This is a genomic window from Cupriavidus phytohabitans, from assembly GCF_017815025.1.
Taxonomy (GTDB): domain Bacteria; phylum Pseudomonadota; class Gammaproteobacteria; order Burkholderiales; family Burkholderiaceae; genus Cupriavidus.
In genome coordinates, this window is the sequence record NZ_JAGIQB010000068.1 from 1 (window position 1) to 21839 (window position 21839).

General features: G+C 63.5%; 16 protein-coding genes. All 16 read right to left on the reverse strand.

What is annotated here, in order from left to right; translation table 11 throughout:
- Positions 1-1764 precede the first annotated feature (1764 nt).
- Entirely contained in the window at positions 1765-3540 is a 1776-nt protein-coding gene (locus J8I34_RS30140) for a ShlB/FhaC/HecB family hemolysin secretion/activation protein (protein WP_209807831.1), read from the reverse strand.
- Between the two features lie 345 nt (positions 3541-3885).
- A complete protein-coding gene (locus J8I34_RS35550; protein WP_371748166.1) occupies positions 3886-4833 on the reverse strand; it encodes a hypothetical protein in 948 nt (315 codons plus the stop codon).
- A 108-nt stretch (positions 4834-4941) separates the two neighbouring features.
- On the reverse strand, positions 4942-12837 hold the full coding sequence (locus J8I34_RS30145) for a hemagglutinin repeat-containing protein (protein ID WP_371748167.1): 7896 nt from the start codon (positions 12835-12837) through the stop codon (positions 4942-4944).
- 106 nt (positions 12838-12943) lie between these two features.
- Positions 12944-13309: a hypothetical protein gene (locus tag J8I34_RS34960; RefSeq protein ID WP_245176249.1), complete on the reverse strand. Its 366-nt coding sequence runs from the start codon at positions 13307-13309 to the stop codon at positions 12944-12946.
- A 561-nt stretch (positions 13310-13870) separates the two neighbouring features.
- Positions 13871-14221: a hypothetical protein gene (locus tag J8I34_RS30155; RefSeq protein WP_209807835.1), complete on the reverse strand. Its 351-nt coding sequence runs from the start codon at positions 14219-14221 to the stop codon at positions 13871-13873.
- 969 nt (positions 14222-15190) lie between these two features.
- Positions 15191-15859, reverse strand: coding sequence for a MarR family transcriptional regulator (locus J8I34_RS30160; RefSeq protein WP_209807837.1), 669 nt, complete (start codon positions 15857-15859; stop codon positions 15191-15193).
- Positions 15860-15996: 137 nt separating this feature from the next.
- The gene (locus tag J8I34_RS30165) at positions 15997-16191 is read right to left on the reverse strand and encodes a hypothetical protein (RefSeq protein ID WP_209807839.1); all 195 of its coding nucleotides are present in this window, start codon (positions 16189-16191) and stop codon (positions 15997-15999) included.
- Positions 16192-16208: 17 nt separating this feature from the next.
- Positions 16209-17099 (reverse strand): S49 family peptidase, encoded by an 891-nt coding sequence (locus J8I34_RS30170; RefSeq protein WP_209807842.1) that lies wholly within the window; start codon positions 17097-17099, stop codon positions 16209-16211.
- A gap of 12 nt (positions 17100-17111) precedes the next feature.
- A complete protein-coding gene (locus J8I34_RS30175; protein WP_209807844.1) occupies positions 17112-17897 on the reverse strand; it encodes a hypothetical protein in 786 nt (261 codons plus the stop codon).
- A gap of 61 nt (positions 17898-17958) precedes the next feature.
- Positions 17959-18273, reverse strand: coding sequence for a hypothetical protein (locus tag J8I34_RS30180; RefSeq protein WP_209807846.1), 315 nt, complete (start codon positions 18271-18273; stop codon positions 17959-17961).
- Positions 18274-18518: 245 nt separating this feature from the next.
- Positions 18519-18827 carry a hypothetical protein gene (locus tag J8I34_RS30185; RefSeq protein ID WP_209807848.1) on the reverse strand — a complete coding sequence of 103 codons (309 nt, stop codon included), beginning with the start codon at positions 18825-18827 and terminating at the stop codon, positions 18519-18521.
- Complete coding sequence (locus J8I34_RS30190; RefSeq protein ID WP_209807849.1) at positions 18821-19858, reverse strand: phage/plasmid primase, P4 family; 1038 nt, start codon at positions 19856-19858, stop codon at positions 18821-18823. The genes J8I34_RS30185 and J8I34_RS30190 overlap by 7 nt, the downstream gene beginning before the upstream one ends.
- A gap of 77 nt (positions 19859-19935) precedes the next feature.
- On the reverse strand, positions 19936-20304 hold the full coding sequence (locus tag J8I34_RS30195; RefSeq protein ID WP_209807850.1) for a hypothetical protein: 369 nt from the start codon (positions 20302-20304) through the stop codon (positions 19936-19938).
- Positions 20301-20474 (reverse strand): hypothetical protein, encoded by a 174-nt coding sequence (locus tag J8I34_RS30200; RefSeq protein ID WP_209807851.1) that lies wholly within the window; start codon positions 20472-20474, stop codon positions 20301-20303. The genes J8I34_RS30195 and J8I34_RS30200 overlap by 4 nt, the downstream gene beginning before the upstream one ends.
- Before the next feature lie 49 nt (positions 20475-20523).
- Entirely contained in the window at positions 20524-21294 is a 771-nt protein-coding gene (locus J8I34_RS30205; protein WP_209807852.1) for a hypothetical protein, read from the reverse strand.
- A gap of 51 nt (positions 21295-21345) precedes the next feature.
- Positions 21346-21741, reverse strand: coding sequence for a hypothetical protein (locus J8I34_RS30210; RefSeq protein ID WP_209807853.1), 396 nt, complete (start codon positions 21739-21741; stop codon positions 21346-21348).
- Between the last annotated feature and the right edge of the window lie 98 nt (positions 21742-21839).

A 21839-nucleotide genomic window follows, 5' to 3' on the forward strand; every position in this document is an offset into this window, starting at 1 on the left:
TGGGATAGTGGCTGCGTCGACCCACTATTGAACGATCCCCATGCCGGGCGTAGGCCGCCTGCTGCCGGCGTCAACGCGAGGACGCCTACGGCTGCGGTGCGCGCCGGCACTACGGCTGCGCTGCGCGCCGGCAGTATCTGGGATTTAGGGCTCGGGCACGGAGCGCGTCACTGCGCTCGCATAGCGCCGTCTGAAAGACGCCAGCCCGAAGCCGGGGCGACGACGTGGGCGGCAACCTTGCCCTTAGGGCCGGCGCGCAGCGCAGCCGTAGGCGTTCCTAACACGCCGCCAGCAGCAGGGGCCACCCACAGCTCTGGGCTCGTTCAAACATCGCGTCAATCCCGAGCCACCGTGGCGCACCAAGGCGTCAGGCAGTCTTGCTCTGCGACGAAGCCAGACCCCGTACGAGAGCCGCGGCCCACTACGATAAGAGTGGCCGCCCGCAGGGCCGTAAACGCGCTTTTTGGTAACTTGCAAAGCCTTGTCTGACGCGGTTTTCCGGGTAGGACCCGGACCTGTCTACAAGACTGCCTACAAAAAATGGCGCCTTTTGGATCACATGGTTGGCTGGCAACCGGGGGCATTTTACCTTGTTTCGCCGGCGTCACACGGCCCTAGCGTTTGAGTCACGTTTCAAACACTGATTTGCACAGCCTTATCTGACTGGGGCAGGAGCGTTTCTTTCACTCTTTACGTCTGGAGCCGGGTCGCGGCCGCTAGCACTAACAGGGCTGCGAGACATCTCACTGGAACGAGAAGTGTCCGACGGCTTTTCGTCGCTATCTGGATGAGGTAGCGAATCAGTTGCCTGCTGTGCCTGAGAACCAGAGAGGAGGCCTGGGACGTATCTAGGTCCCGTGGGATCGGGACAAACAGCCGACCATCCGAACAAGATACAAAGAAGACCTTTGTATTGCACATAGGACGCACCGGTATTGATACGTCGTATGTCATCCCACGGAACAAAGGAAACTGTCCCGTCCTCGCCCTTGAGTAGCACCCCTTTATCGAAGTACCTGAATACCGTGACATGGCGCTCAGGACTTCTATTTGCGTAGTCCACCGAGTCGATTGCCGGCTTCAACGAAGGTCTAATCGCACTAGCTCTCCCGAAATCCCAGGCGTTAATCGCAATCATTGGCAACACAATAATAGTCACCACAATCAAATCGAACCTATCTCCTTTGCCCTTCGTGTCGCTCAGCAACCACGAGCTGAGTATGCACCATGCCACTGACGCGGTTATTGCGTAACTAGAGAACTCCGGAAACAGCAGATAAGAAAGTGGAATAAACAAAGCATAGGCGATCGTAAAATTCGACGTAACCGCGAGCATGCGGGAGGGGCTGTCGTCATTCTTACTTGCGTCAGCCATTGAGGCCACGGACTGTCCAGTAGCTTTGGGTGTGTGCGAACTCTGCTTCTGATTCGCCTGCAAACGGCGCCCAATGGCGGAGAAAATTGCCGTAGCAGCCAGACACAGCACTGCCGTCGGCAACCAGTTGAGTGCGCTCCGAGTATGATCAGCAAGCGTAGACGGTAGGTCAGAAAAAGAAAGGCCTATCGCATTGAGAAATCCGAAATCATAAATTAAAGAAATGATAAGCGCCAACGTGGCCGAGATGGCTGTGCCCTTGGATGCTAGTTCGAGCGAAAACGTCGAGTTAATCTCAGCTGTGGTTGAGGCAGATGATCGTTGATCGGACATAAGCAAAAAAGAGTTGAATCGAAGCCATCTTAAATTGGAGTGGTGGTCAAGCCGTATTAGTATTGATAAGTCACCTGCAAGCCACCCGTCACCCCGGCGGTATGAAAGGCGGCCGGCTTGTAGATCGGAACCCCGGCAAATACGTCATAGGACAGCCGGCCAAAGCCGGAGCCGAAGCCGCCGCGCAGGCCGATCACGGCGCCGGCCAGTTGCCTGCCGACCAGCAGCGCAGCAGACGGGCCGAAGACGCGGCCATAGTCCACGCCAGCGTAGACAGCATGCCCGGTGGCACCAATCGGCGCCTGCAGCTCGTTGCGCCAGTAGAAGCCGCTGTCGCCAGCCAGCAGGTTCTCGCCGTCGAAGCCGCGCACGGTATAGCGGCTGCCGATGGTCATCATGTCCAGCGCATAGAGGCGGTCGCCGGTGTGCTGGCCCCGGAAGGTCGTCACATAGCGCAGCGGTTGGCCGCCTAACTGGAACGGCACCGACAGGTTGGCATCCGCCACCACCATGCGGTAGCGCCAGGTCGGCCCGCCATCGGCCGCCAGGGTATCAGCCTGCGAGCCAAGGCCACCGATGCCCTGGCGGTACACCAGGCTGCCGTCGAACTGCGCCGCACCGAAGTAGTGGCGGTCGGTGAAGCCAGCCTCCAGCACCGTGTTGTTGCGGTGCTGCTGTTCAATCTCGGTGTCCTCGATGAAGCTCTTGCCAAAGCGCCGCGACAGCCGGAACTGCACGCCGAGCACGTCGTTCTGGCTGCGGCGGATCACGCGGTGCAGCTTGAGGTCGGCGGTCTGCGACCTGCCGCTGGAGATAAACGTCTGGTTGACGCCCGCGATCTGCTGGTAGTAGTTGTTCGAGTACGCTGACAGGGTGGCAGTCCAGTAGCCCCACGGCACTGAGTAGAAGCCGTTCCAGCCCCGCGTGCCATGCCGCTTGTCGCTGAACTCCACGTCCTGCATGTAGCCGACGTTGAACAGGTCGTTCAGGCCGAGCGGGTTGTCGATGCCGACGCTCAGGTTGCCGACCCACTTGCCGGTGGCGCGCGTGCCCGAGTTGTCGACCGACGCGACCACGGTCCACGGCTTGGCGCGCTTGACCGTGATCACCACGTCGCTGACGCCCGGCACCTTGGTCGGCACGACCTGCATGTCCGCATCCTGGCTGGCGACGCGCTTCATCTGCTCCAGCCCTTGCTCCAGGTCGCGCAGGTTCAGCAGATCGCCCGCGCGGGCCGGGAACGCGGACTTCCACGTGCCGCGCGTGTCGGGGTCGGCGAAGCGCAGTTCGCCGATCACGCCGGGGATCAGCGACAGGCGCAGCGTGCCGGTGCTCAGGTCCTGCTGCGGCAGCAGCGCGCGCGTGGTGACGTAGCCCCGGCTAAGGATGGCCTGCGACACGCCCTTGGTCAGCAACTCCAAACCCTGTTTGCCAACGCACTCGCCCTGGTAGTGCTCCAGCCAGGCACGGGCGAAGGCGAAGGGGTCCTGCGGTAAGGCGGATGCGCCCTGTGCCTGCGATGCAGCGGGCAAATCGGGTGGCACCTCAAGCACGAAGCGGTCGATGCGAAAGCACGGCGTTTCAGCCAGAAGCGGCGGGTATTCGACGGGCACCACCTCCTGCGCCCGCACGCCCGGCGCCTGGACGGCCTGGGCACGCTCGCGGGCTTCCTGCTGTTGGCGGGTGCGCTGCTCCTGTTCGGCCGCGGTTGTTGCGGCAGTTTGGCTAGGCAATGCCTGTGCAATGGTGACGGTGGGAGCCGTCAAGGCAAGGAGCGCAAAGGAGGAAACACCGCGCGCCTTCCGGTATGCGTTTCGGATAGTCGTTTGCATTTAGTCAGCAGCAGGCTCTACAGAGTCAGTCGTTTCGGTCAGGCTCGTGTAGCGCAACGTCCGACAGGGGGGCCTTGCACTGCTTGCAATGGTGGGGAATTAAGGTAACGCCGGGCCCAGATGGATTCCATGGAATAGCATTGCACCTCGGGCAGCGGAATCTAAATGACATATACCACCCAGCAACAAAAAACCAAACGATAAACGTAAGGAGGTAGATCTTAATATCAACTTTGATCGCCAGCATAAAGAAAAGCGAGACAAAGCCAGGAATAAATAGGACTAGCAGTCGGGCACGACGCTTTTTAAATTCGGAAACGACTTCAGCGTTAGAAAAGTTCTTTTTCATTTTCTTGATTTGTATTGAAACTCAATTAAATTCCATTTTCCTTCCAAGCCGACACCGACGCTTGGCACAAGGCCTAAGGTTCCTTTCCCCTGAGCATAGCCACCTATTCCCGTAGATGTGTTTGACTGAATCCCTGCTTGACCACCGATGGAAGCCGTAGCCGGCCCTAACTGGCCTCCCAATGCACCGGAAGTGCCAAGGCGATAGTCTCCGGACTTGAATTCAGTACCCATTGAGAATATATCTGACGTGATCGTGGAACTTCCCCCCTTTATCCATCCATGGCCACCTAATCCAAAACCGAATGCCATCTTGCCTTCGGTGGGTAGCAAGCCTGTAAATCCCAACTCCGCCTCGCCACCAACACCGTAATAAAATCCACCGCCAACCGCCCACAACAACGGCTGCGTATTCGGCGTATGGCTGGTGTTGAGTGCAATCTGCTCCGGTGACGGCGTGCCATTAGTATTTCCAAAAAGAGCGGGATTCCTTCGCTCAGCATCAGTTGCGCTGAACAGGTTACCGCTATTGGCGGAAATGTACTCAGTTGCGACCGGATCTGCTCCAAGGACCTTGCTCGCTGCAGCATCAACCAATCGATATCCGCCGGAAAGTAACAGATTTTCAGCGTCGGCTGCGGAAATGTCGTCGCCGGTCTTGCCCTTATAGAACTCGGCAAATTTCTTCGCATTGTCTTTTGCCCACTTTCGCTCATCGGGATGCAATTGACGATTGAAGCGATCCACACTGGCCGCCGTCGCCGCGCCCGAGCCTCCTCCCACGATTGCGCCGATGCCGCCCGTAGCAATATTGGCCGCCACGTTGCCAAGTGTTGCATTGAGGTCGGCGTTCCCGGTATCTACTCCCTTGGCGACCGCGCTGCTCAGCTCATTCAGCTTACCGCCGGCAATCGATGCCAGCCCAGCTCCCGCGGCGCCTGCCAAGGCGTTGCCGCCACCAAGTCCTGCGATGAGCGCGCCGCCTGCCGAATGCAGCGCAGCCCGGTAGCTGCCACTTTCGCCCCAGTTCTCGGCCTCGGCCAGGTATTGTTCTTACAGCTTGGTGTCGCCTGCCTCGCCAGCGGCCTTCGCGTTCTTCATGGCCTCATCGTACTTGGCCGATGCAACATCGCCCACGGTCTTCGCCACGGCTTCCCCAGCAGCTTGCGCCGCCGCCATCATATCGGCCTGTTTGCTCAGCAGGTTGTCAAGATCCGGATTACTCCCGACCTGCGTGTTGGTATTCGACGTGTCACGCTGCAGCGCAGCCAGATCCTGCTTCTGGTTTGCGCCATCGCTGATCCTGATAGTACCTTCGGCCACCGCCGCCTGCGCCACGCCATCCTCGCTGCCGCTCTTGTGCTGCGGGATCATCGGATTGATGCCACCGGTGTTCTTGCCCGAAGTCGGGCCGCTATTGCTCTGACCGCTCGGGGTTCCCATCGCGCCACCTGCGGAGACACCCATTGAAGTCGCGCTGTAGTCTGAATGGTTCTTGATATCGCTGAAGGTGAGCGTACCGGTGGTCAGACTGTTCTTGTCCTTGCTCGCCTCACTGGCGATCACCGCACCCTTGAGGTCGGTGTTGCCCTTCACATTGATGTCGAAACCACCTGTACCGGCGTAGATGCCCGACTGCTCGGACACGTTCGCATAGCTGCCATCGGCCTTGCCCTTAGAGGCCGAGACACTGGCCGAGCCGCCGGCCTGGCTGATGCTGAAGCCGCCGCCCATGCTTTGTTGCCTGGCGTGCGATTCCTCGGTGTCCTGCCGACTGGCGATATTCAGGTTGCCGCCCACATCGCCGACGACTTTGCCGCCGCTGACCGTCGCGCCCAGGATGTTGGTGTCGTTGCCCGACACAAAGGTGACCGATTCCTTGCCCGTGACATGGCTGTTGACCTGCGTCGTGCCCTGGCTGTCCGCGTTACCCTTGGCCTTGGACGCCGAGGCGGACACCCCAAAGCCCTGCGCGCCATAAGACACGCCCACACTCGCACTGCTGGACTTGTTGGTGCTGTGACTCTCATCGGTATCGGTGGCCGACACGATGTTGATGTCGTGCTTCGCGCCCAGCGCCACCTTGTTCGCATCGATATCCGAGCCAACGATGTTGAGGTTGCCCGCCGTCTTGTTGCCATTCGCATCCACGCCGGTGGCGATGAATGCTGCCGTACCCCCGGCCTGTATGTGCGAGCCGGTGTGGCTGGTGCTGTCCTCAGTCAGGGTCTGCTTGCTCTGACTGGAGCCCCAGGAAAGTGTCAATGCAGCACCGGCGGTCGGGCTAGCCCCCCCGGCCAGCGCGCTGCCGGCATCGAAGGCATCGCGCCCTGCGGCAATGCCCCACAGCGCCGAGGCGCGGCCGTCCTGGCTGTTGCCGGCAGAATTGAGCTTATTGCCCGCGTTGAGCGCAGCGCCGATGGCGCCGCCCGATACACCAAGCGTGAAGCCGCTTTGCTTGACTTCGTGCGTCTCGTCATGGTGCTGCGTACCGTTGGCAGCTTCGATCGTCACGTCGGCACCAATGCCGGTCACGTCCTTGGCCGCGATCAGGTCGCTGCCGCTCACCTTGAGGGCATTACCGGCGTTCAGATGCACGCTGTAGTCGGTGGAGCCCACCAGACTGCTGGTTTGGGTCACGGCGCTGTCGTTGATGGTGTCTTTCTGGTCGCGCTTGCCGTAGGAAATGCCCGAGCCGGTCGCGCCCAATCCGGATTTGGTCGTGTGCTCGTAGCTATGCGAGGAACTGGTGTTCTGCGCGCTGCCGATGGTCAGGTCGCGGCCCGCATCCAGGTTCACATCCTTGGTCGCCACCACGGTGGAGCCGGAGACCGTCAGGTCGCGCCCGGCGCTGGCGGTCACACTGTCAGCCGACACCAGCGATCCCACCGCGATGGTTTGCTGCTGACTACTTTCCTTGGTCGTCTGCTCCTTGGACATGAAGCCGGAATGCTTGGTCTGCGACCATTCCTGCGCACTGTGCTTCTCATTGACAGTGCCAACGGTCACATCGCCGGTGGCGATCAGGTTGGCGGCGCCCTTGTCGGTGGTCACCGACGAGCCCAGCACGGCCAGGTTGCCGGTACCGTTGCTATCGGTCGAGGCGGCAATGCCATTGGCCTGCAGCACCGAGTTCACGGTGGCCGATTGGCCCGCCGCGAGATTGGCGTTGTTGCTCGCGTGTACCGAGCTGCCGCTGACCGTCTCGTCATACGACGACTTCGTGTACTCCGCCCCCTTGCCGCCGAGCGAGCCTTCGCTGTGCGTATGCGTGTCGATCGCGGCGGTGACGGTGGTATTGCGCCCCGACACCAGCGAGGCGTTGCCGCCTGCGTCGATGCCTGAGCCGGTCAGCGTGGCGTCGCGCCCGGCAACCGCCACCACATTGGCGCCGGCCTGCACCGAGCTGCCTACATTGACCGTGGTCTGGTCGTGGTAGTAGCTCTGGCCGCCGCGCGAGCTGGAATCCTGCGTGGTGCCGGTCGCCACGGTGCCAAGGTTCAGGTCGCGGCCCGCGCCCAGCAGGGCACTGTTGCCAGCGCCGACCACGCCGCCGGCCATGTTGATGTCGCGCCCGGCGAGCACGCCAACATTGTTGGTGGCGGTGATGGCCGCCACAGAGCCGACGCCTGTGGCACCTGCGCTATGGTTGCCCATCGTGACCTGATTCGAGATCGTCTGCGTCTCGTTGATCACGTCGCGGCCTGCCGATACCAGCGTATCGGTGCCGGTGATGCGCCCGCCCAGATTGCGCACGTCCTGCTGCGCCTTGACCACAGTCGTGCCGGTGCCGCCGATCTGGCCCCGGTTCACGATGTTGTTGCCCACGACCTGTGTCGCCACATCGCCCACGATCCTGCCGCTGTTGGCGAGGTCGCCGGTGGCGTGCAGGCTCACCAGGTTGCCGGTCACCAGCGCCCCTGTGCTTTGCAGGTCGACCGAATTGGATTGCGCCAGGTACAGCTTGGGCACCAGCACGGTCTGGTGGCTGCCATCGGGCAATGTCACGTCCTGGCTGACCAGCCACACCATGTCGGTGGTGAGCTGGGCCATCTGCGCCTCGGACAGGCCGATGCCCGGCGCCAGCTGGAACAGCTTGGCGTACATCAGGCCGCTGTCCATCAGCGCCTGGTACTCGGCCATCTGGTCGCTGTAGCCCGCCAGGTAGGTGCGCCCGGTCAGTTGCGTCACCTGGTCGCGGATCAGCTTCTGCTCGTACCAGCCATCGCCCAGGCGCTTCTGCGTCATGGCCGGGTCCAGGCCAAGCTGGCCCAGCATGTAGTCGCTGGAAATGAACTTGCCGTATTGCGTGAAGCGCGGATCGGTGGCGATCAGGTAGGTCGCGCCCGGTGCGGTCTGATAGTGATACAGGCCGTTGGTGGGCAGAGTCAGGTTCGGGATGCCGCCGCTGGCGGTGCCCAGCGTCTGCGGCGCCTTGCCCGCGCCTCCTGCCGCGCCGGCCACTTGCGTGCCGCTGGCGCCGCCGCCAGACAGGTTGCCGCCGCTGCCGGTCACGGTCTGGCCCTCGCGGTTCACGGTCGCCACGGTAATGGTCTGCGCGGTGGTCTGCACCGACTGGTTGGCCGAGGCGACCGCCGGCAGCGCCATCACCGTGGTCGGCGCCTGCGGTGTGGTTGGATTGGGCACCACCTGCGTATCACTGTTGCTGCCAGTTTTCGCGTGCCAGTAGAAGGTCGAGGTGTCGGTCGTGCTGACGGTCTGCTGCAGCGCCGTGCCGATGTCCTGCACGCCGCCATTGGGCGCCACCCGGATCAGGTCACCGCCGGCGGCCATGATCGAGGACTGGTTCAGGATCGAGCCACCGGCGCTATTGATGCGGATCGAGCCGCCCGCCTGCAGCTTGGCCGGGTCGGTGGCGCTGATCAGTTGGTCGGTCGCCGTGGTGGTCGTGGTCGTACGGGAGATTTCGCTGTAGTCGTGGTTATCCGGGCCGAGGTCGTAGCGCATCCGTACCTGGTCGGGCTGGATATGGATGGCCGGGTCATAGTCGGGCCAGAAGGTGATGGTGTAGGTGCTGCCGTTATCGGCAATGGACTGGTAGTACTGGGTCGCGTTCGTCGTCAGCGGTCGGCTGCAAAGGCCCGTGGCGTCACAGTTCGGGGCATTGAGGAGCGTGTAGTATTGCTCGACGGGGGCCTGGGTAAAGGACAGGGTCTTGGCAGTGGGGTCGAAGTTCGTCACCGTCGACTTGTCCACCGTCAACGTGATGGGCTGCATCAGGGCGTAGGTGCGGCTGGCGCTGACCGAGGCGTTGGTGCCGTCCCATCGCCAGGCAGGAAACGTCACGCTCTCGTGGAAATTCAGGTCGACGCCACTCATGCCGGCGTTCCACATGGTCAGCGTCTGGCTGGCGCCGGTCACCGGCGTGCCAGCCGCCGTCACGATGCTGGTGCGGGTGTTGCTGACCTGATTCGCGGCGATGTCGATATCGCCCTCGGCCTCGATGGTGGCGGAGCGGTTGATGAGCGTCGTGACCTGGTTGGCCAAGAGGCCCGTGGCCGGGTCGCGCGTACCGTCGCGGGCGATCTGCAGGTTGGCGGCGCTGTACAGCGTGGCGCCGTCCAGGTTGCGCACTGAGTTGGCCGCGTAGACGTTCAGGTTCTCGACCGCCGCCATCAGCGCGGCCGCGCCTTCGTTCGTAATGTCCGTGGCCTGGACCGTCACGTTGTTGCCGATGACCGTGCCGGTGTTGGTCAGCGTCGGACTGTTGGTCTGGACCGTGTCGCCCTCGATGCGCCCGGCGTTGTCGATTGACTCGGTGGCCGTCACCGTGGTGCTGACCGAATTGATATCCGCGCCGGCCGCGTTCACGACCTTGGCGCCGGAGGCGGTCAGCGCCCCAGCGGCGGCGAGCGTCGCGGTATTGGTGAGCGTGCCGGTGGCGGATACCCGCAGGTCGCCATCGGCGTGCAGGCGGTTGCCGGCGTCGTTGATGTAGTCGCCCGCCACGTCCAGCGCCAGGTTGCGCCCTGCAATCATGTCGCCGCTACCCGACACGGCGCCTTGCACCGCGATGTCCTGGTTCGCCTTGATCGCGCCGTTGGCGTTAGTCAGGGAGTCGACGTTGAGCCGGACATCGGTCCTGCCCAGCAACTGGCCGCCGTCATTGGCGAAGGTGGCATTCGGACTGTCCAGCGTCAGGCCATTGCCGCCATAGAGCGTGCCCTGGCGGTTATCGACGCGATAGGTGACGTTCAGGTTCAGCGCGCTGCCCGCCGCCACGAAGCCGCCGGTGGCGCCGTCGGCGGTATTGGTCAGCGTTTGCGTGTTGAGGGTCACATCGCCATTGCCGCCGATCTGGCCCCCGGTGTTGATCAGGCCAGTGGTGCCTGTCACCGTGGTGACGCCGTCGCCGGCATTGGCGAGATAGCCGCGCGTGTTATCGATACTCGCTGCTGCAACCGTCGCTTGGCCGTGGGCGCCGTTGGCGGCGATGGTGCCGTCGACGTTGGTCAGCGCCCCCGTTGCCGTGACCGACAGGTCGCCGCCGGTTTGTGCCGAGCCTGCTGAGTTGTCCAGCTGACCGTTGCTGCTCACAGTGAGGCCGCTCTTGCCGTACAGCGCGCCTTGCCGGTTGAGCAGGTCGCCACTGGTGCTGATCCTCGCGGCGCGCTGCGCGGACATGATGCCCTGGGCATTGTTCAACGCGGCGGCTTGCGCCTGCAGATCGCCATTGGTCTGGATTGCGCCGCCGGCATTGCTGGCCGCGCCCTGGCCGGTGATGGCCAGCGTGCCCGAGCCGGCGTGCGAGATGCTGCCGCTGTCGTTGACCAGTGTAACGGCCTGCACGGTCAGGTTCTGGCCGTTCGCCATGACCTCGCCACCGGTGTTGTCCAGCGCGCCGCCTGCGGCAATCGTCGCGTCCGTCTCGCCGTATTGACGGATGGCACCGCCCCGGTTGATTAGGTCGCCGGTGGTGCGAATCGCAAGCTGGTCGCCTTCGACACTGCCGGCGGTATTGTCCAGCGACTGCGCTGCAATACTGGTGTTGACCGCCGATACCATCCCCTGGCGGTTGCTGATGGCGCCGGCGACCGTCGTGGCAAGCGTGCCGCCTGCAGTCAGGCTGCCGGTGTCATTGTCGAGCGAGGCCGCCGTCACGCTGGCGTCGCCCTGGGCGCTGACCTGGCCGTGGTTGGTCATGTCCCCGGCGGCGAGCTGCACGTTGCCGTTGCCGCCAATGACCCCGCCCTGGGCACCGCTGGCGGTGGTGCCGGCGGCATTGACAAGCGCGCCAGCAGTCTGGATCGACAGGCCGTCACCGTTCAGCGAGGTGATACGGCCGGCGGTGTTGTCCAGCGACGTGCCACTGGCGTGCAAGGCGCCGCCGGCCTGCACAACCCCTTGCGCGTTGTTGATGGCGCCTGCGGTTTGGATGTTGGTAGCGCCTTGCGAGATGATCTGGCCGGACTCGTTTGACAGGCTGCCGGCGGTGAGGATCGTGGCGCCCTGGCTAGACATGTTGCCATGGTCGTTCACGATTGCGCCCTGGGCCGTGGCGGCCAGTCCCGCGCCGGCGCTGGTGGTGGCGGCGGTCAGGTCGAGATTGCCACTGTTTGCACCGAGGTTCAGGTTGCTGCCCGCCGAGGTCTGGCTGCCGGCCAGGCTCACGCCGCTGCCCTGGATCGTGGCGTTGCCGCTGGCGATGTTCTTGCCGGTGGCCGATACGGCGCCGCTGGTGGCGACCACCGCGAGGTCGGCGGGGCTGGCAGGCGTGCCGTCCTCGTTCAAGCCCGCCGCGAGCGTGCCGGTCGAGCTGACGCTGCCGCCGTAGGCGTTGACCCACTGCTGCGCAGCGAGTGTGCCGGTGTTATTGAGCGCGCCGTCGGTGTTGATCGAGGCCGCGGCCTTGGCGTAGGTCGTACCGTTGTGGTCGATGCCATCGCGCGCATAGGCCACGATGTTGCCGCTGGCGCTGGTCTGGCCCGCCAGCACCAGCTTGCCCTGCGCCGTCAGGGTCAGGTCGCCGGCCTGGGCGGCCTGGACGCCGCGCAGCGACACGCCGACACCATGCTCGGTCGAGGCGAGCACGATCTTGTTGGCGTACATGCCGCCCAACTGGCTCACGTCGATGCCGAGCGCCGGTGCCGCCCCCGAACCCGCGATCGGCGTGGCCGCCAGCGTGTTGTGGTCCACTTGGTTGGCGCCCGCGACCACGTTCAACTGATTGGCATAAAGCGCCGCATTGGCCTGCACCGCGCGTGCGATCAGGTCCACCTGATCCACATTCGCCGCGTTCAGGCCCTCGCCTTGGATCGTGATCTGGCCACCGGTGACGCGATAGGCATCGAGGCTGCCGCTACCGCCAAACACCGGTGTGCCCGTGGTCAGGGTCGCACGAGTGGTGTTAATGAATCCCGCCCCATCTACGTAGATCCCGTTGGGGTTGCTGACCACCACTTGGGCGCCGGGGCCCGCGACCTCAATGTAGCCGCGCAACTGGCTCGGGCTCGCGCTCGGGCTATTGACCTGGTTGACGATGATCCGGGCCGAGCCGCCCGGCAGTAGGTTCGGGTTGCCGTTGACGTAGCCCGCCTGCTGGGTGTTCACGATGACCGGCGAGTTGTTCAGAATCACGCCCGCCTTGGGCACATCGAACTGCGTATAGCCGTTGGTCGACACTCCAGCGGCGGAGGGCCGGGTGATGTTCACCTGCTGGATGCCGTTCGCGGTCTGCACCACGGTCGGACGGTTGGCGCCCGCGTTGGGGTCGGCCACCACTTGCGCGGTGCTCACCATCGGCACCCCCAGTGCCATCCAGACGCCCAGCGTCAGCGCGGGTACAGCGAAGCGCGTCACTATCGTTCTCGCCGCCGGAATGCCGCTGCTGCCAAGCCATCCTTTGCCGCAGCCATTGCCACTCTCTTGCACGGGGACCAGCATCCCGAGTGTGGAATTGAAGACGATACGATAGAGATTTTTGTTCATGGATCGACGACTGGACAATCAGCTGACAGCCGGCGGCAGAATGCGCCGGAAACGCAGATAGCCCCAAGCGCCTGACGGCGCAAGGGGCCGTTCTGTACGGCTGCGGTCAGTGCGGCAGGCGCACGACGTAGATGCCGGCAGCGGGGGCCGAGGCGGTCACCGTCACATTGGTGCCGTTGACCGTGCCGCTGCTGCCAGGCGCGGCGGCATAGGTCACGCCATTGGCGGTGCTCTGCGCGGTTTCGATTGTCGGTGCCACGGTCAAGGTGCTTGCCGTGGTGAAGGTCAGCGTGAGCTGCGGATTGATGAGGCTCGCATAAGCGCCATCAGTCTTCAGTTCGTAGACATGATCGGCGCTGACCCCGGCGGGTACGGGATTGGGCTTGCCCAGGCAAATGGTTACGTTCGTGAGCCCGCTTGCCGGCGTCTTGACGGTCAACTTGGCAACGTTGTCGTCCGTGACGATCGACATCGAGGCATTGGGCACTGAGCTGTTAGCTAGTGTCAGTTTGCGATAGGTGTCCGGGCACGTGAAGGCAGCCGGCGCTGGCGTGGGAGCTGGCGAAGAGGCGCCCCCGTTCCCACTAGTGTTGCGTTGTGGCGAGCTGGAGCCGCCGTTGTTATCATCGCCACCACCGCCGCAAGCGGTAAGCAGCACTGCTGTGGAAACGACACTTGCCAGGACTGCGAGCTTATTCATTCTTCTTGCCTCTGGTTCATTGATAATCGTTGCCCCAACTGCCGAAAAAAAACCGAACCGCATGGACGAACGGTTCGGGAAGGCAATGTCGGACCGCGTGCGGTCCACTCAGGGGGTGACACCGCGAGCAGCAATGTCAGAGGGGAGACTAGGGGCGCACAACTAGGGAAACAATAGGAAAAATCCGAAAATGATTCGGCGTTTTCATTTATTTGCAAATGTGGAGAAACTTGGGCACAAGCGAGGCCGCGATAGCGAAAGCCAACGCTATCGGGAATATGGCAGGAAGAACTGAGTCGGGAAGCCGACCGGGCCTGCGGCCCGATCAGGACATTAATGCGCCGGGCACTCGTACAGGTAGTTCAGCACGTCCCAGTATTCGAGGTTGACTTCACCGAATTCCAGCGTCACCTGGATATAGGCCCAGAAGATAGCGTTGAATCCGGACCGGAACTCCGGGGACTGGTCCCGCATGCTCTGTTGCCAGGCAATTTGCAGCAGTGACGGGTCCGGCTTGTTTGCCAAGGGTGAGCGCAGCTTGTGCTGCGCCACCAGCAGGAAGTCGCGCGCGGCGAGTGCGCCGGCATCGAAGTCGGCGCTGCGCTCAAATGACGCCCTGCTGGTCAGGGCACAAGGGGGGGAGGGATAAGACGGCCGGCGCGGCCTGTCCTGTGAGAATGGCATGGATGCCTCCTAGTGCTGGAAGGAGGCCTGCCATTCATCGCCAAATGAGGTGGCAGGCCTGACGACAGGGTTGGCGAACCGGCGCACTAGGATACCGGCCAGCCCGAAGGCTGCCCCGCCCGGCCCGCCATGGAAACCATGGTCGCGCGAAGGCGCGACGGACATGACGACGCCACTCGTCGCCGCTGTCCGCCTAGTGCATTGCGGGTCGCCAAACCCGGTCACCGTTGTGTACGGTGACGCGCCGATTATACCTTTTTGGTTTACTGCGCCTGCTATAGCGTCCCGAGCGCACCCTGTCGCCAGCGATTAATTCATCCACGGCCCAGCGCGAAGGCGCCATGGGGCATACTGGTACCGGCAGTAATCCCTTCTCAGTTCCAACGCGATGAAAACGCTTGTTATCCGCCTGCTTGCCGCCATCCTGCTTACAGCCTTGCTGGCGGGCTGCGGCGTCTTCGGCTGTGGCGGTCGGGGCGGCAACGGCGGCTATGCAGCAGGATGCGGGACCGGCATGCGGTTCTGAATCGGACCCTAGTCGAGCGGGATACCATCGCCCCGACGCCAGGCAGTACACCAGCGGGTGACCGTATACGTGGCCGTAATATTTTCGTGCAGATCGAGCATGGCCAGCGCAAACGCCGCGATGGTTGGAAATTGTGATCGGTCTTCCTGCCACGCCAGCCATCGCGCATACACGTCACGTTTCACTGCGCTGGGACGTTGGACGTGCGCATCGACTTTCGTTGCTCCCATTTCGAAACTCGCCCCTGGCATAGTGGTCTCCAAGCAAAAGTCATAGCAGGTAAATCGTAGTTTGCGGCAGGCAAACCGGCAAATCGGCTCGGGTAATGCCACGCCCCGACAGCGGGGCACCTGGGCTGGCGGCTCGCCCTGCGTTGCCCGATGCCTCAAAGGGGGCTCACAATAGCGAGCCCGTTCAGCGCCTTACAGGCCGTTCTTGCGCGCCTACGGGGCCGTCTGGTGCGGATAATGGGGATACGCCAGCAGCGACAGCAGGACGGGGTTGATCTGATAGAGAAGGTCCGCGTCCGACGGGTCGGCGCCGTCCTCATCCCACAAGGCCACCTCGTGGCGGCAAGCCTCAAGCACCGCCGCTGCTGACGCCTCGAACCCGTAGCCGGCCCGCACTGCGTCCTCCCTCATCTCGCCGGCCGCGATCCCGCGCGGGTCGCGTAGCTGGAAGCCGCCCCAATGCCCGTCGTCGGAGAGGTCGCTCTCGGCGGCCTCGAAACCGACGCACATCGCAGCTAGCCGCGCCCGCTGCCGGCAGGCGCTCTCGGACCAGTCGAAGGTCTGGCGCCAGTCCAGCGCGCGCAGGCGGCGCTCAATCTCGACGGCCGTGAGGGTGACCGGCTCGGCGTCCTTCGCGGCGTTAAGCAACGCGGCCAGGTTGATCGTTGCGTTGACCGTCGGGCGGCCACGCTTAACGCGATGATCGCCGGGCTGCACGTCCGGCAATCCTAGCCGGCGGTACTTTGCCAGCATCGCGTCGGAGCGCTCGACATCGACGCGGTTGCCTTCCAGCACCACCAGCCCGCGCTGTTTCCACTGCGTGACGGCGGGCCGAGACACGCCCATGCGACGCGCAAATTCCGCTTGCGTCATCGCGGTCATGGCACCACCTCCGTGCAGCTGTGGTAAGGGGTTAAGCACATTTCAAAACCTGTAGCTAGGGTGACATCGCGGTGTGCAATTGCCCCTGCACATTTTGATGCCAGAAAGTACCTTTTGCGACGCCCCTAGCGCCTCCGTCAGCGCCGGCGCGCCTCATGCTGCCCACGCACCACTGCAAAGGCGTGATCCCAGCTTGCGTCGATCTCGGCACGCGTAGTCGGCCACGCTGCCCGGCGAACTGGCTCACGCTTGCTCGACCTAGTCTGCGACGGATTGACCTTTGCAAACGCCTTGTCCCATTCCGCCAGGTACTGCTCCATGTAATGGCTCACGTGTCCCATATCTCCTCCTACACGGTCAATCGCTGCGGCCTGCCGGGCCGCTCCTGTCCAATCGCATCCAGCAATCGCGCCATGGCCTGATCGGGTGGCAGGCAGGCATCGGCCAAGCCCTGGCGCACGCCGTTCTGGCCGAGGTAGGTCAGGCCCTCCATGTCGTTGACCACGGCCCGCGGCAATCCCCGGTTGCGCGCTACCGTGGCGACCATCAGGTGGCCGATGTCGTCCACGTCGTTCTGGATACGTTCGCGCGCCTTCTTGGACAACGGCTCGTACTCATTGCCGTCCGCCTTGCGCTTGCCCGACATGATGAGCGTTACCGCAATGCCGGCCGCGCTCAGCGCCTGCGAGTAGTCCACATGCGCCCACAATACGCCAATGCCGCCTGTGCTGCCGGACCTCGGCACGAAGACCCGGTCGCACGCGCTGGCGATGACGTAGGCGGCCGCCAGTGCCGATTCGCTCAGGATGGCCCGCATCGGCTTGGCACCGCGCGCGTGATAGATGGTGTCGGCCAGATCCAGGCAGCCGGCGACCGCGCCGCCTGGGCTGTCGATGTCGAACACGATGGCCTGCACCGCCGGGTCGGCCAGGGCCAGCAGCAGGTTCATGCGCAGCCCGTCATAGCCGGTCATGCCCTCCCACGGCTCCAGGGTACCCAGCTTGGGCACCAGCAGCCCCTGCACCGCGATGACGGCGATGCCCTGCACCAGCGGGTAGGGCCGGCCTGTGCGCTCTGGCGGCGTCTCGGGCACGGCAAGGCCGTAGTCGCCCACGTCCATGTGGCGGGCCAGGGCAAGCTGGTTGGCCGCCTGCGTCGCCAGGATCTCGGCATGGCGGGTCGACAGGGCGAGCGGCACGTTGAACAGGTGCAGCGCCAGCGGCAAGGGTTGGATAGGCATCACGCACCTCGCTTAGCGCCGGATGACACTCGAACTTGACCCGCCCAGCGGCGGAGCGCCGCCTGACCAAGTCACAGTCTGCCCCTTGCGCACATAAGGCTTGGGCCGCTCGTCCAGGGGAATGTAGGGGTTGCAGCCCGTCGCCATGGCGAGGGCACGCTGCACAGGCTCCAGCAGCGCCCTGACTTCGGCTGCCTGTTCGTTGGCTTCTGGACACTCCTTGCCCAGCACGTTACTCGCCCTCGAATACTCACCGTAGCCAACGTACCGCGACACAAAGTGCGGCTGGGGCACGTAGACCTGGCCCATGAGGCAGGCGCCCGTGGCATCTTGGACCGCCTTCACCTTGGCGAGCCACGGCCTCATCGCCTCCGCCAATCGCAGGATCTCGGCAATGAACGGGTCGCCGATGTCGCAGCCGATCCGTGCGGCGTCGAGCCGAACTTCAAGCTCGGCCGCATTCATCTCCTTCTCGACGCTGGCGATTTCGGATTCCAGCGCCGGCAGGTTGGAGCGCAGGCGGCGCAGCTGCGCCTCAAGCTCCAGTTCACGCTGCGTCAGCGTCGCCATCTGCGCATCATGCGCCTGCTTCAGTTTGGCGGTCGCCACCTCGGCCAGGAAGGCGACCTGCCGCGCCGTCGCTTCCTCGCGCAGCGCCTCGACTTCCTTGCCCAGCGCGTCGATCTGGGCCGGCGTGCCTTCGGCCGCCTCGATCAGGCGCTGCCGCTTGGCGCGCAGCTCTTCCAGCCGCGCGAAGGATTCCGGCGGCGTGAAAGTGGATTGGGTCATTTCGGTCATGGCAAATCTCCTTGCTTCGATACAACAACGTCATCATCGGCGCCAAGCTGGAACAATTCCGTCAACGTCTCTCCAACTCCTCCAATTCGTCGCGCAACCGCAGCAGGTAGACCGTGGCGGCGTTGCTGGCGTCGCTGTTGCCGTGCCGGTCAGGGTGACACAGTTGTAGCAGGCGTCGCACGGTCGCAGCGTCAGGCAGCAGCGCACACAGCACGCGCAGCCGCTCATTCTCGTCAGCCAGCACCGATCGTGGCGTCGGCTCGGCCTGCGCAGCTTTTCGCGCCCGCCAGCAGTCCAGGCACCGGATCTTCCAGTCGGCATCTCGCCAGAAAGCAGCGCCGCACTCGACGCAGCGACTAATGCTGTCATGTCTCACAAGCCAAAATTCCCCTCCCAAGAAACGAACCGGTACTTGGTCGCGTTTGAAACGCAACCAAGTGCGAAGACGTGTCGCCCGCCGCGCGTTGACGCCCACCGGCCTCTCGGCGCGCCAACGTGGTCCACTTTTGGTCCGCAAGGTCCGTATTTTTTCTATTGCGCCTTTCATACGTATACACACACGTAGACTGTCTGGAAGCTGCAAGGGAATGGTCCTGGACCATACGGACCACTTGACCCGGTTCATTCGTCATGGCCGGTCTCCGACCAATGCGGCGGGGTGTCCTCCAGCCGTGCCTCGATACCAAGAAATCCACGCTTGCCGCGCTGCCCCTTGACATGCCGCACCGGCTTGTAGCCGCGCTTGCGCAAGGCGTTGTGCAATTCGCGCTCACTGCCGGCCGGCTCGCCCTGGCCGTGCATCCAGTGTTCCCAGGACCTGAACAGCGCGTTCATCGTGTCCTGCCGCCTTGTGTCGGTCCAGCAGCGCTCCTCGATCCAGCGGCCCACCAGATCCTGAGCGTCGAAGTAGTCCTCGGTTTCGGTCAGCACGCAGGCCGGGCGCTGCAGTCCGGTGGCCTGCCAGTCCAGGCAGCCATGGCCCATTGCAAGATTTGCGGCCACTCGTCGCGCAGTTCCTCTAGCAGACGCGGGTTCGGCACGGCAGGCCTGTTAACGAACGGCAGGATGCAGAAGCGCCGCCGGGCCGCGTCGTCCACGTTGGTCAATGCCGGGCGCTCGTTGCCGATAAACAGTGACTTGAACGCGGGCTGGAATTCAAAGAAATCGCAGTGCATGAAGCGTGCGGCGATCCGGTCGCCGCCGCTGCATTGCTTGATCTTCTGCTCGTCCCAGGTCGCGCTGCGGTTGACTTCTGAGGCCACGGCCAGCCGCACATTGGCAAGGCGCGCCAAATCGGTCGGGTGGTGTGCCTGCTTGCTCGCGGTGAAGGTGTCGAACGGCACGGTGCAGGCGTAGTCACCCAAAATGCTCTTCAAGGTTTCCGCGAATACGGTTTTTCCGTTGCCGCCGCTGCCGAACGCGAAGAACACCACGTGCTCGATCGTGAGGCCGGTCAGCGCGTATCCCGACATCTGCTGCAGAAAGCGCACCAGTGCCTCGTCGCCGCCAGCGGCTTCGCGCAAAAATGTCAGCCACTTTGGGCACGGTCCTGCGGTCGGCACCGCGGCCGTGCAACGCGATATGTAGTCCTCGCGGGCGGCGGGCCGAAGCTGGCCGCTGCGCAGATCGATCACCCCGGCTGGGGTACCCAGCAGCAGCGGCTCGGTATCCCAGGCGTCGGGCAGCGTGGCGATGGTTGGGTCGGCCGCCACGAACTGCAATGCCGACGTGCTGAAGTTGGCGTTCAGCACGCCGCCCGCGCGGTTGAAGCTGCCGCACTCGTGGCACAACTCGCGCATCGCATGGAACACCAGATTGGTATCGTCAACCGTCCAACGCCGCCCGGTCCATTGAAACCACCGGCGCAGCCTTGCGGTATAGCGCCAATCGGCGCCATGCCGATCGACGAAGATGCTGGCAACATCGTCGTGAGCCCAGTGGGTCTTGGGCGTGCCGTTCACGCGCGCGGCCTTCCCGCTGGCCTTGGCAAAGGCGGCGTTCTGCTCCGCAGTGGCTTCCCGGGTGGCACGCGTTCCAGTCATGAGCGTGGCCCCGGTTTGAGCACTATGAAAGTGCTCTGCGGCTCGTCAGCGGCCAGCAGGATCAGCCGGTCCGGTTGGGCGGCCAGGATGTTCTCGCACAGGATGCGCAGCCGGTGAAAACCGCAGGCCGCATCGAATACCAGTTCGACCGACAGCGCGGCCAGGGCGCTGTAATCGTCGCCGGGCTCAGGGCGATATGAGTTCGGGATATCGATAACGTTCCAGCGCCGCGCAGTCGGCACGCCAAGCGACAGCAGCACACCACCCGCCAGCGGGACCTTGCCGGCCTCGCGCAGGCGATGAAGTTCCCCCAGCCAGGCAGGCACCGCCGCTTTTATGGAGCTAGCCTCGTAAAGGGCGTTCATGATGATTTCGCCCCAACGACGTTGCGGATGCCCGTGTTCGCCAGCATGGCAAGAAGCTTGCGCTCCTCCGCCTCGACGGTTTCCAGTCGTTCCAGTTGCGCCTCATCGACGTGGCACGTGATCGCGTCCTCGACCAGATCGCGCAACCGTTCCGGGTGAATGGCATCCAACTCGACGCTGTAGTCGTGCCCGAATTTCCTCGCGCGGGTGTCACTAGTCTTAGTTGGTCGCGTCGGGAGGTCCCAAGCTTGCACCTGGACCGCCGTCACGCCAATCCGTTCGAAGTGGATCTCGGCCTCGGGGGCCATGCGGCGCAGGCCGGCCTCGATGCTCTCGCCAGCGTTGACGCCACTCGGATCGAGGTCTCCCCAGGTGGTAGATGAAGGCAGGCTTGTTCACCTCCGCGATGGCCTGGGCCGCGCTGTGCAGGAACGACTCGCTGGCGTAGCCGCGTGCCACCATCAGTGGTACGTCATAGCGCTCGGTGACTGGCAGTACCACGCCGGCCAGAGCGTCCTTCTCCAGCCAGATCTCGACATACGCGTCGGCATCGGCCCATAGGTCACGCCGATAGAATTCGGCTACGTCCTGCAACGCGCTTTCGAGACTGCGGTAGGTCGCGGGCTTGCGTTGCCAGCGGGTGTTATCAACAATCCAATCATGTGACAGCCACCCGTCGCGGCGCATTTCGACCAGCAGTCGCTGCACCTTCAAATAACCGGCTTCGGTCTTGTCGATGATGCCAGCGACGGTTGCCTGATAGAACGCCTGCCTTACGGTGCAAGGCTTGATGCCGATCACGATATTGTGCAAGGCGACTCGGCGAGCCAGCATCTCGGCGCCGGTCGCGCGCCGACGTTTTATGTGGCTAGCCACATAGGGATCAGCGGCGACTGTGGCGCAAGTCGTGTCCATTGGCACGCCTGCCACCGATGGCATACACTGTTTTTGAGCTTGGTTGGCCGCGTCTGCGGCCTTTCTTTTTTCCATGGCCGGCCTCCTATCAACCAGCACGTCGGACAGAAGTATGGGTATCGCCCGTCAGGGGCCAGGGAGGCTGGTCTGGCGTTTATGGGCGATAGGGTCGGCCGGTGGAGCGCTGCCATCCGCCATTGCCGCCTGCCTTGCGCGCTTGGCCTGCTTGCGTTCGCTGATCACGTCGTGGCACGGATAGCCGCGTTCCGCCAGCTTGAGCAGGAAGGCATTCCACTCGCGCAGCAGCGCGGCGACGCGACCGGCGGCCATGAACAGGCGCGGAAAATCGGGATCGGTGCGCGACCACTGCAGCAGCGTAGGCCGCGTGATGTGCGCGGTTTCCTGCATCTCGGTGGCGTAAATCAGGTATTCAATCGGCGGCGGCTCAGGCGCGTTGCTTGCCTTGCGTGGGCGGCCACGGCGCTTGGGCGGCGCCTCGCTGGCGGCAGTGTTGACCGACATGGTGTTCTCCAAATATGGCAATAAGTATGCGGAGTAAACCAATTTCACGAATGAGAGTCAGATGCCAGTCACATGAAGAACGAGCTGGCATCGCCGAT